The sequence below is a fragment of the Polyangium sp. 15x6 genome (genome assembly GCF_029960785.1).
Lineage (GTDB): Bacteria > Myxococcota_A > Polyangia > Polyangiales > Polyangiaceae > Polyangium.
Map to the genome: position 1 here is coordinate 1 of NZ_JASBQE010000180.1, position 11,428 is coordinate 11,428.

Genomic DNA, 11,428 nt, shown 5'->3' on the forward strand with positions numbered 1-11,428 from the left:
GCGGTCTTCGTGGCGGTTGCCTCCTCTGCACCTTCATTTTTGACGAACTCGTCATGCCGCCGCATCGAGGGGAAATGTTACGCAGCAGTCCGGAAGAGCGCCATGATGCGGGTTGCCGAACGGATACTGCTCGACCTTGCGGGTCCTCGTCGTGCAAAGCGGTCCGACGAGCGTGATCTGGCAGAGAGGCCATTCTTGATGGCGTCCGTCTCGATCGTTACTTCGACATGCAGGTGGTCTTGCCGCCGGTCTTCGACGTGGCCAAGCCGGAGCGGAGCGAGGTGGTGAGGAGGCGGGGCACCACGGCGCGCGCGGCTCGGGCAGCGATGGCCCCTGGGAGTGAGAGAGGGAGTTCTCGTCTCCGGCGCTTCGCCGAGCGGCGCGGGGTGTCGCCGAACGACTGGCCGAAGGTGCTGCGCGTTGCGCGAACCGTCGCGGCCATGGCAGGCAGCGACAGCGTGCGCGAGCCTCACGTGCACGAGGCGATCAAGTACGTATTCGCTTGACCTGGTGCCTCATCACGGAATCGCTCAAAGCTGCCAGGTTGCAAACGTTAGGTGGTCATTTACAGTTGCGCCGCGAGATCTGACAATCGAGGCAGGCGATCGGGGGGCGGGCTGGGAAGTCGATGGTCACGCAGCGTGCGCTCCGCCGCGTGAGCGCGTCGAGGTGCGTTTGTGCTTCCGCGAGGCGGGCGCGAGCGCCTTCGGCGGCGCGTCGGACGACCTCACTCGCGGGAGGGGGCTGCGGCTCGGTTTTGCGGCGGCTGCGATGCATGGTCGACCTCCTGCGTTCGGGGAGCAATTCGGGGCTCATTTGTCATGAGTGCGGAAGCGGGAGGACGTGACGCGCTGGGCGTGTTAATTTTAAAAATTTGTCTCGCAGGCGGGGACGAGCTGCTTGATGACGCAGCTCTCCATGGTCTCGCCGTCGGGAGGACCGTCGTTGGGTTGGGCCTTGCGGCAGGCTTCGATGCAGGCTTCGGTGGGGCGAGGGGGCTCGGGGCCGCCGAAGCCGGTGGAGAGGGCGGGGACGGGTTTGGGAACGAGCTTGCCGTCTTGGATGGTCCAGGGCGTGTGGTCGTTGAGCCAAGCGCGGAACATCGAACGGTCAGTGGGGGGCAGGGGCCAAGCCAAAATGGCGGGTTCTGAGCTGCTGGAGGTGAGAAAGCGGCCGTCGGTCGAGAATTGGACGGCACCGACACGTTTCTGATGCCCGTGGAAGTCGCGTGAGGCGCCAGAGTCGACCCATTGGAGGCGGATCGTTCCGTCCTCGGCGCCAATGGCCATCAGGCGTGCGTCGACGAAGGCTGCAATCGAAGCGATGGTTCCCTGGCGTGCCGGCTCGAGTGTGTGTTTTTGGAAAGTCACCCAATCCCAGAACCATATATCGCCGTTCCGGAGCCCGACTGCGACCTCGTGTTCGCCCATGGCCGTGATGCCAGAGATGGATGCTTTGAGAAACGGCTCCGATGCTCGTCGAGTCTTGGTGTCCAGATCCCAAATTGAAATGGTTCCATCGGACGAGCCCGACACGACGGCACCACCAGCATTCGATGCGAGCACGGGGCCCTGAGTCGCGAAGTGCGCGAGGACCATGGGGTTGCCCTCCTTGTGCCAAACCTGCAAGGATGCCTCTCCTGCCTGAACTATCCGACCATCTGGTAAGCAAAGAAGGCCCTTTACCGGCTCTTTGCTTGTCCATGATTTATGACGGTTCCCGGACCGACTCGACAAGACCAGTTCACCATCTGCGTAGCCCGTCACGGCACTACCGTCAGTCATGACGCAGCGTCCGCGAATTGGAGGACCGTCTCCACGTAGCTTTGAATCGTGATCGCCGTGCCTGAAGCCTGTCGTGATGCGTCGCTCGGATTTGGGTGCAATCTCGTCGCTACGAGGGCCGTGCCGCCAAGTTCTCAAGGGGGCACCTACTCGTGCCTCCCAAATTCGGACCTCGCCATCGGCGCTGCCGCTGGCCAGAAAACGGTTGTCTGGAGACAACGTTACGGAAATGACAACGTCCTCGTGACCCCGGAACACGCGGTCGATATCGTCCATGTAAACCCGGCTCGTTTCGAGGGGGGTCATGCGAATCGCCTTATCCTCGCTTCCCGTTACAAGCCAAGAGTAGTCTCTTGAAACCACGATCGGGACCATCCCGGCAGAGTGAACACGGGTAAACATGCGAGTCCAATTGTAGCGACGATTCCGCGAGGGATATGCGTTCTGGACCTCGACTACACCGTGATAATCTGTTGTTACGAGGCGTATCCGGCTTCGTGATTCATACCCCCACGCAAGCTGCCCATCCAATGACCTCAATCCAAGCAGTTCATCCTCTGCTTCCAAACCTCCACGAGGCTGTCCTGACGCATCGACGATCGGAAAAATTCCTACAATAATATTGCGGTCGGTACGGAAGGGCATGGCGAAGCGGTCCCCTTCGCGTGAAAACGAAGGGCGAAAGTGCGGAATATCGCTAAGTACACTGCGTTCGGGAATGCTCTTGCCGTTTCGGACGTCGATTTCAATGAGCACACCGGAAAAAGTAAGCGCGAACAATCTTCCATCGCGAGGAGAAAACGCGAGCGTGCGGATGGTGTTACCGGGGTCAGGAGTGTGCTCTCGGTACTCGCGGTTAGTCCATATGAGTTTCCAACCCGACACGTCCCAAAGTTCTATGGTACCGTCGTCGCGACCAAGCGCCAGATGTGCAGCGTCCGCAGAGACATCCATGGCGGTAATTGAGTGCCACGAGTCGGATTCAGCGAGTACGTGATGTGCCCAGGCGTTCTTGTCTTCTTTCCACTCCCACGTATGAACATCCCCCGCCTCATCGCCAACTGCAAGCCATTCGCCGTTCGGCGATAGCACCACATGCGAAACCGGAAACTCTGACCCTCCCCGCAACAACTCAGCCTTTCCTCCGAGCTCCAAGTCGAGCACACGAACCTTTCCTTCTTCGCCCACCGAAAACAAGAGCTTTCGTGCCGGCCAGCATCTCTTGCACTCCTTGACCCCCGCCGCCTGCATCCACAGAAGCTCGGGAGGAGAGAACATGACGTGCCGAACCTTCTTTTCATGTTGCGCTGCGACCCACCCGATTCCGCTGCGCCATGCCTCTTGCGCGATCAGCCATTGATTATGACCAATGCAATCGCTATCAAAGCCGAATTCTGACTGCGGTAGCGCTTGTTCCACAAGCCATGCCATTGCTTTGCCAGGGTCGCGCTGGAGCTCTCGCTCGGCCAAGTTCTCCACCATCCAGGCCTTCTCCGTTGCCAGCTTGATCTTCTCCAGCGACAGCTTGGCCTCCTCCAGCTCCTGAATCCGTAGCCTGTTTCGTTGCACGAACGCGTAACCACCGCTCGCCAGCAGGAGCATGACCACCAAGCAACAGATCCCAAGCCACAGCGCCTGCGACCGCCTCCGCTCCCAAACGCTGATACGTTCGAGAAACGCCTTCTCCGTATCATCTGCCCCACGCGCCCCCTCCGCATACCACGCGAGTAACACCGCTCGATCCGCGTGCTTCCCTGCCCACCACCACAGTCCGAACGCAATCGAACCCTCCGGCGCGTGTTTTTGCAAGGTCCGCAACGCATCTCGCAAAGCAACCTCTCGTCGCTCCCTCGCGCCCAACCTCTCCCACACCGCGAGCGCCATCTTGTCGTGCCAAATTCGGTATCCGTGCTCACCACTCGACAAACGCAGCGGCACGACGATTCGTGCCTTCCGCAACAGCTCCAGGGTCTCCTCTATGTCGCTTGTTGGTATGCTCGTCGCGCGTGTCAGAGCCGCTGCGCTCATCGGCGCCATGCGCACGCCCTCGTTCGACACGAGCCGAAACAAGATGGCTCGTGCCACATGCACTCGCTCTGGAGACCACTGCTTTTCGAGCTGCGCGAGATGCTGCCCGAGCACCTTCCCCGCACCCCCAAGACGATCGTAGTCGTCACGCTCGAGGACACGCTGGCCGGTCGCCAAGCCACACTCGTAGAGCGCATGACAAACCAGCTCGAGCTCCACGGGGCTCACGGCCCCCTCCTGCGACAGGTCGACGATCATCTCCTCCACGAGCCCACGAGGAAACTCGAAGCCAGCCGCCTCGAACGGCCCCTCGATGGCCTTCCTCGTCGCATCCGCATCGAGGGGCAGGAGTAACACCCCATTCCTCAAAATGCCCGGCATCGCGGGCTTGAGGCATTCGAGGTGCCCATGATAATCCGTCCTGATCACGATCAACAACTGCACTGCGACCTGCGTCGTCTCGAGCACGCGCTGGAGGACCTGGCCAAGTTCTAGCGTCTCCGATTGAAACCGCTCCTGGCTCCGCGCCAGGAAAACCTCCTCGAATTGATCCAGCACGAGGAGCACCTTTCGCTTCTCCCGCCGCCCCAGTGCCACGAGCAATGCATCAACTCCCTCGTGGGTAGGGGCTTCGCCCAGCATGTTCAGCTCGGCCCGAACGCAATCCCTGAGCATCTCCAACGGCGAGCGCGTCGGATCCGCGCCGAGCTCGGCCGTCATCACGAACACATCATCCCCGAGTTTGGGCAATAGGCCCGCGCGCACGAGCGAGGATTTGCCCGCGCCGCTCACCCCGTGCAGCACCACGAGTCGTTTGGCGGCTAATACCCTCTCCAGCGCCGCCGCTTCCCGATCACGCCCAAAGAACAAATGAGCATCCGCCTTCTCGAACGTACACAGCGGACGAAACGGCTCCCCTAGCACTGAAGGCGAGCGCTTCGGCTTCTTCCTTGTCGATGCGAGCTCATCCCGCAGCGCGCGCAGCAGATCACGCACCTCCCTCGTCGCAGGCCGCGTCTCCGGGCTCCGATCGAGCAGCTCCGCTACGAGACGGTCGAGCTCTCGCGGCGCGCCCGGCAACCGGTCACGCAGCCGCGGCGCGGCCTTCGTGAGCAACGTGGCTTGATAAGCGTCGAGCGTGTCTCCAGGGAACGGGAATTCACCTGTCAGCAAACGAAATGCGAGCACGCCCAGGCTGAACAGATCGCCCTTGAAAGGAACATCCTCGCCCACGAGCTGCTCCGGCGGCGCAAACCTTGGCGTCCCTCCGACGAACCACGGATCCGTCGCCGAGAGCCCCGCATCCTCCGAGCGAAGCCGACGCGCCATGCTCCTCCTGCGCTTTTGCTCGGCGAGCTTCGAAAAACCAAAATCTAGGACCTTGACCTGCTCGTCATCCGTCAGGAACACGTTGTTCCAGGACAGATCCCGATGCGTCACGAGGTTGTCGTGCGCCCGCGTCAGTGCGGAAGCGATGTCGCTGAGGATCGGAAGCGCGTCGGCCAGCGGCATCGCCTCCCGACCGTCCACGCGCCGCGCGAGCGTCGTCCCCTCCAGGAGCTCGAGCACGAGATACGCCGTGCGCACCTCCACTCCACAATCGTGGATCGTCACGACATTCGGATGCAGCACCCGCGCCGTCGCCCGCGCCTCCCGCAAGAACGTCTCGTTGTCCTCGACCACGCCGAGCAGCTTGATCGCCACCTTGCGCTTGAGGACCGGGTCATATGCCCGGTGCACGACCCCCAGGCCGCCTTCCCCGATCTTCGCTTCGAGCACGTACCGCTCGGCGATGACATCCCCCTCCGCCGCCTGCCATGGCACGGGCGCAGGAGAGGCGCGACCGATGCGGCGCGCGAAGTCGTCCGACGCGGATCCCGGCTCTCGATCGATATCCTCGATCTCCTCGTCGCGCACTATCACCTCATCCCTCCCTCTTCCAGAGCCCCTTCGTGATCGCCTTCTCCCGCAGCTCGTCGATGACACGCTCGTACCGCTTCTTCACGCGGTTCGCCTCGCGCTTGAGCGCCTCCTCGTCGACAACGTCGGTCTCGCCGAGCATCACGCGTGCGGCGTCCTTCCAGGAGAACCCCCGATCCGCGCGCAAAATGAGGATGGTTTGATCCTCCTCGTCGAGCTCCCTCCGCAGCTCCACGAGCGCATCCCGTTTGTCTGTCTTGCGCCAGGACGTCGTGCTCTTCCGCGCTTCTTGCCGGATCTTCGATGCTTCGTCCCCCTCGCCGAGGGGCTCCTCCCGGCGGCGCCCTCCACGGCGCTGGCTCGCGAGAAACGCATTCCGCGCGACAGTGTACAGCCAAGCTCGCAGCGAGGACTTGCCCTGGAACGTACGGATGCCCTTCACGACATCGATCGCGAAGTCGCCAAAGGCGTCGTCCGCGTCGGCCTCGTTCCGCGCCAAGCCGCGCAAGTAACCCGAGATTCTCTCTCCATGCCCACCCCGGCGCGCATCCTTGGGCTCGCCGTACACGGCGAGCTCCGCCGCCTCCCGTGGCTTCCCCTCGGCCAGCAACCCCAGAACCCGCTGCTCCAGCTCCTCGTCCGTCATGGCCCGGTTCCCCTTCACCCCAGGAGAGTCCAGACGACGAGCGAGGTGACAGAAAAACGACACGGTGTGCGAGAAATCACCGTGTCTGTGCAGGAGCGCCACGTCGAACGTCCCGGCCCAGGCTCGACCGTGGAAGCCCTCCGCCGGGTGGGTGCTTGCGGCCGGACCGGTGGCGAGGGTTCATCGCCTCTGGCGGAGGAGGACCCCGGCGGCGAGTGGGCTGTGTCACGTCAGGGGCAACGCTTCGCGCGCGTCGGTCCGGGACGGGGCCTGCTCGCACAAGGCACTCCGCCAGATGCCCATCGACGCGGGAGGTTCTTCGCCTGCGCGGACGGGCCACTCCGCGCGGATACGGCCATGCGCGCCCTCGCGCGGGAAGGGATCAAGATCGCCGTCCCCCTCTTCGCCGCGTGGATCCGGCTCACGCAAGTGCGGGGTAGCTTCATGCCGGCGAGCGCTGATGGTATATCCGTCTGAAACTGGCCGCACCAATCCTGTGGCCCCCGAGCAGGAGCCCCCCCAATGCACGCCAAGCCTCGAACGATCCGCGACGTCTTCGATGTCTGCGTTTCGGTGGTGAGGATTGTCTCCCGAGGCAGGACGCCCGATGCCCACGCTGCACAGCGGAACATCCTGCTCGACGTTTTCACGCACAAGTGGCCCATTGCCAAGCGCACGAAGTGCGTGATTACTCCAGGTGGCTTCGTCCGTGCCCCATGGCCTAAAGGCGTGCTCGTGCCAGCAGGATGGCATTCTCGCGCCCAGGATCTCGAAGTCCTGACGAACTATGCGGAGACTGTCCTGGTCGGCATCGTGACAGAGGACATCCTCCTTTGCGCCATGGGCAAAGCGGACGTGCTTACCATTGGGATAGACGTCCTGAACGGTCCCGGAGGCATCCACACCGAGCTGGTCGCTGTGTACGATGTCTCCCGCGCATCCATTATCCGGTGGACTGGCAAATCGTACCCCACGCCCAGACAAGAACGCACTCTCGTCCACGTGGTGGATCTCGAAACACACCTGCTTAGTATGGCAGGAGAACGCTTCCTCGTCCTGGGATGCCACGACCTCAATATGTGGAGCCCGAGAGGTCGCGCAAACCAATCCCCCGACGGTCTACGACGCAAGCGATGTGAGGCGATGAAGGCCGAAGTGGATGCCTTCCAGCCGACAATCGTGCTCCAGCACCCGCACAGTACCGACTCGCCCAATATCTGGCGCCTACCTTGGCTCTCGCTCGCACGGGAGATCCCATCCGTGCGGACATGGGCCTCTGGCATCGCTTACTACCATTCAGAGTCCAACCGTGAACGAGCGGACTTCGAGCGCGTCCTGGCGCTAACGAGGAGCGACGAGCGCATGGTTGTCGATGTCGTGATCGATGCCGCAGACTACGGGTGAACGAGGCCGCGAACGTTTCGTAATCCAAGCGTCGGACGGTAGCGATGCAGAATGTCGTCGAGCACCGCCCCGCGCTGCTCCGTCGGCGAAATTCCTACACCGATTATGCAATACGCTGCCAGGTTGAGCAATCCTCCAGCCGCGTGCTTACCGGTGGTGGAATCTAATTCGAAGCCTACAACTGCGACGTGCCCATGAAGCTCGGGGTAGAGCAGGCCATGCTCACGGCTGAAAGGATCCAGTGCTGATAGAGTCTCCAGAAATTCTCGAAGCGCCATTGGAAGGGCAGAAGCCAGGCAAGGTCGATTTGACATTCCGTCAGGAAGTCACCAGTCTTCCTCATCTCGTCAACGTTACCAGTCAAAGGATCGACGAGGTGTCGGAGCGGGTCCCTTCGACGGCGGCGCTCCGCCTCGAATGTGGCGTTGAGCACCCCGGGGATGTACGGCTCGGCTACAGTGAAGCCAGCATCCGTGCCCAGTTGACGTAGCCAGCTACGTGTGGAAGCCGTCCAATCGAGCCGCTCTCCTCCCGCGGGGCTTCGACTCGGCGGAGGCACCACTGCGCTTCGCCCGGCTGACCAGGATCGCCCAGAGACTTGTCGGAGCCAAGACGCATCCATGGGCACCACTCCAATGTCCCCGAACGAGCGACGAACCGTTCGAATGGCTCTGGCCGCACGGCGGTAGATGCCTTTTTCGCTTTCCTCTGAGACGATCAAGAGCCCCAGCTTCGTGCCGAGAGCAGCAATGTTCGCTACATTTGCCGCCATCGTCTTGGTCGACGGAGTCGTGCCCTCGACCTCGATACCAACGACCGGCAGGTGAAGAAGTCGCTCTGGCTCGTGCCCGGTGACCTCTCCGATGGCGTTCGCTTGCCCGTCTGACAGCCCGACCGACCACAAAAGGTCCACTCGCGGGGTGTAAGCGCCATCCAGCCGAAGGGCGAGCACACTGTCCGAGACTTCGCGACGCACATCGAAACCCAGCGCCAAGCCAAGCTGGTGTGCTTCTTCGCAAATCTGACGTGTCCGGTCTCTCATGCGGGATTGGTCTCAAGCTGGACGACGGCGACGCGGGGCTAAAGATTCATGGCTGGGAGTCGAGCGTACCCGAGTGCCGCGACGATGGGCAGACGATCCGTCTTGCATCATCCATCCCATGCGATGGGTTGCCGTACCTTCGAGTTCCCTAATTTCCGGAAGCGACATGTTCTACTCAGCGCGGCCGTGGTCGACAGCGCAGCCCTTGTCGGGGAGCTCTCCGTCCGGGCGAGCATCGTCGGGGGATATGACCGTCAGCATGACCGCATCGACAGGGGCGAGGAACATGATGGCGAAGAGCGGCCCTGGGGGCTTAGCGTGGTCGTGCGGAACGCCCTCCCCCGCAGTCCGCGGTCGCCCGACCGTGCCCAAAATCGTGCCCAGACCCCACGAACACCGGCGAAATTCAGGGGACTTCAGAGGGACGACGCCGGGCCACCCTGCAGGAACAAACCCCAACAATTACGACCAGTTCCAGCAGACTCGCCCGATTCCATTGCAGGGTTCGATTCCCGGCGCCTCCACAATCTTTTCGCATACTTGCACCATCCGAGGACGTTTCCGGGACGAAACGCCGCTGCCGAGCAGCGCGTCCGGTAGAGGGGGGAACACCTCCCCGAACCCGTCTCGCACGGCTTCCGCCTCACGGATGTAGATCTGTGTGGTCCGGAACTCCGTGTGTCCGAGCCGCTGCATGATGGTCAACGGGTTCTCGCCTCGGATGGCGAGCCACGTTGCCGCGGTCGCCCGGAGGTCGTGCCACGTCAGGTTCTTCCGTGTGCGGTCGCGCACGAAGAGGTCGGGGCGCTCGACCTTCGCCTTTTTCAGCAAGGCGCGGAGCGACCGGGCGAGGTGACGATCATCCGGGATGGCAATCACTTCGCCCTGCCCTCCGGATTCCGCGTGCAGCGCTTCGAGGAGCGGGCGGACGTGCGGCTCGACCGAGAACCGGCGCGCCGTCTCGCTCTTCGTCGTGCTCGCCTGCCGTTCGCGGTCCTGCCCGCGGTGCACGTGCATCACCCATCGGTCGAGATCGATGTCCTCCCACCGGAGCGCCCGAAGCTCGCTCGCCCGGATGTAGAGGAAGATGGCGAGGGCAATCGAGCGCCGCCAGGCGAGCGAGATACCCTCGCATGACACGAGGGTCAGGAACTCCGCCGGGAAGAGGTACGTTTTCGCCTTTTTGACCCCGCGCTCCGGGCCCGGTACGCCGTGCGCCGGGTTCGTGTCGCGCACCCGCAATGCGCGCACCTTCGAGGAGCACGCGTCCCGGAAAAGCTTCGACACGAGCCCCCACACGTTGACGGCCGTTTTCCACGCAATGCGCTCGTCCTGCACGGCTCCGTCGAGCGTCTCGACGAACGCTTCGAGGTCGTCTCGCGTCACGTCCGCCAAGGGCTTTTCGAGCACGTGAGGGTCGAGCCACTTGCCGAGAATGCCGCTCGCCTCTTCGGCCGTGACGATGCCGCGCGCTTTCCGCACCGCGCACCAGCGCTCGACGTACGCGGACAACGTCTCGCCACCCGATGCCGCTTTCGCGGTTCCCGCGGGTGCACGCGTCGCGTTTTCCTTCGCGGCACGTTCGGTCAGGACCTTCGCCTTTTCGCGTGCCATGGCCTCGGACATCCCCGGGGGCATGCATATCCGATTCGAGCGCTTGCCGTCCGACAGCGTGATGCGGATGTCCCAATGGTCGCCATGGCGAGTCGCGGTTCCCGTTCTCTTTCGCGGCATGGCTATGCGGCCCTCCGGAGGTAGGGAATCCAAAGCTTCGGGTCGACCGGCTCAACCGGTAGCAAGCCACTGTCACGGAACGAGAAGTAGCTGCGCCCCCCGGCCACGATGACGTGGTCCGAGAGCGGCACCCGCAATACCTCGCCCGCGTTGTACGCGAGGATCGTCAGAATCAAGTCATCGAAGCTAGGCTCGGTCTGTCCGCTCGGGTGGTTATGCACGAGGACAAACGACGACGCGCCGAGTTCCAAGGCGTTTCGCATGATATCGACGGGGCCGAAGCTTGCCCCCGATATGCCCCCGCGGGCGATGCACCGCGTACCCCGGACGCCCCCGCGAACGTCGAGCGCGAGCAGCCAAAGCTCCTCGTGCACGAGCGGGCCGAGCACCATCCGGAACCAACGGGCAACCGACCTCGACGTGTGCACGACGTACCGCTCCGCGCCCGCGTCCCTCATGACGCGCCGGCCAAGCTCGAAGGCCGCGGCAAGGCGGGTCGCCTCATCCTTGCGGAGCTGCACACGCCGCGCGAGCGCCGCGGGGGCCATGCGTCCGAGCGCCGCCAGCGCGCCGAGCCCTTCGAGGGTGCCAGGATGCACCCGCCCCGCCCGGCCGACCACGAGCGCGAGAAGGGTCATGATGCTCGCGCGTGCCACGTCGAGCGGCATCTTCGCGCGGGGAAACGCAGGGGTTCCGCCCTGCCTCTTGTCGGTCTTCCACTTCGCTTGTACGGTTCTCACGGGACTAGAACTCATCCCATAAACCGTCCAGTAGGTCCATCAGCTCCAACATCCCACTTTGTAGGATCAATCGACGAGGTGCGGTCCAGCGGTCGGTACATTTTTCGTGCTGGCGACATATGCAGGTGTG

Annotated in this window: 7 protein-coding genes; 2 read left to right on the forward strand and 5 right to left on the reverse strand. The window is 63.1% G+C overall.

Features of this window, described 5'->3' with window-relative positions; genetic code table 11:
- The first annotated feature begins 227 nt into the window (after positions 1-227).
- Positions 228-506, forward strand: a complete 279-nt coding sequence (locus tag QHF83_RS51700; protein WP_282425578.1) for a hypothetical protein — start codon at positions 228-230, stop codon at positions 504-506.
- A 360-nt stretch (positions 507-866) separates the two neighbouring features.
- On the opposite strand, the gene QHF83_RS51705 is transcribed toward QHF83_RS51700, so the two are convergent.
- Positions 867-5,729, reverse strand: coding sequence for a protein kinase (locus tag QHF83_RS51705; protein WP_282425579.1), 4,863 nt, complete (start codon positions 5,727-5,729; stop codon positions 867-869).
- 7 nt (positions 5,730-5,736) lie between these two features.
- Positions 5,737-6,378 (reverse strand): sigma-70 family RNA polymerase sigma factor, encoded by a 642-nt coding sequence (locus tag QHF83_RS51710; RefSeq protein ID WP_282425580.1) that lies wholly within the window; start codon positions 6,376-6,378, stop codon positions 5,737-5,739.
- Between the two features lie 522 nt (positions 6,379-6,900).
- Here QHF83_RS51710 and QHF83_RS51715 point away from each other — a divergent pair.
- Positions 6,901-7,782: a hypothetical protein gene (locus QHF83_RS51715; RefSeq protein WP_282425581.1), complete on the forward strand. Its 882-nt coding sequence runs from the start codon at positions 6,901-6,903 to the stop codon at positions 7,780-7,782.
- 175 nt (positions 7,783-7,957) lie between these two features.
- On the opposite strand, the gene QHF83_RS51720 is transcribed toward QHF83_RS51715, so the two are convergent.
- The 3 genes from QHF83_RS51720 to QHF83_RS51730 all read right to left on the reverse strand — a co-directional run bounded on the left by QHF83_RS51720 (position 7,958) and on the right by QHF83_RS51730 (position 11,298).
- Positions 7,958-8,824, reverse strand: coding sequence for a hypothetical protein (locus QHF83_RS51720; RefSeq protein ID WP_282425582.1), 867 nt, complete (start codon positions 8,822-8,824; stop codon positions 7,958-7,960).
- Between the two features lie 462 nt (positions 8,825-9,286).
- Positions 9,287-10,438: a site-specific integrase gene (locus QHF83_RS51725; protein ID WP_282425583.1), complete on the reverse strand. Its 1,152-nt coding sequence runs from the start codon at positions 10,436-10,438 to the stop codon at positions 9,287-9,289.
- A gap of 122 nt (positions 10,439-10,560) precedes the next feature.
- On the reverse strand, positions 10,561-11,298 hold the full coding sequence (locus QHF83_RS51730; RefSeq protein WP_282425584.1) for a JAB domain-containing protein: 738 nt from the start codon (positions 11,296-11,298) through the stop codon (positions 10,561-10,563).
- Positions 11,299-11,428: the final 130 nt, after the last annotated feature.

Coding starts and splice junctions, on each gene's coding strand:
- QHF83_RS51715 (WP_282425581.1), top strand. CDS start 6,901: ATGCACGCCAAGCCTCGAACGATCCGCGACGTCTTCGATGTCTGCGTT.
- QHF83_RS51725 (WP_282425583.1), bottom strand. CDS start 10,438: ATGGCACGCGAAAAGGCGAAGGTCCTGACCGAACGTGCCGCGAAGGAA.
- QHF83_RS51720 (WP_282425582.1), bottom strand. CDS start 8,824: ATGAGAGACCGGACACGTCAGATTTGCGAAGAAGCACACCAGCTTGGC.
- QHF83_RS51700 (WP_282425578.1), top strand. CDS start 228: ATGCAGGTGGTCTTGCCGCCGGTCTTCGACGTGGCCAAGCCGGAGCGG.
- QHF83_RS51710 (WP_282425580.1), bottom strand. CDS start 6,378: ATGACGGACGAGGAGCTGGAGCAGCGGGTTCTGGGGTTGCTGGCCGAG.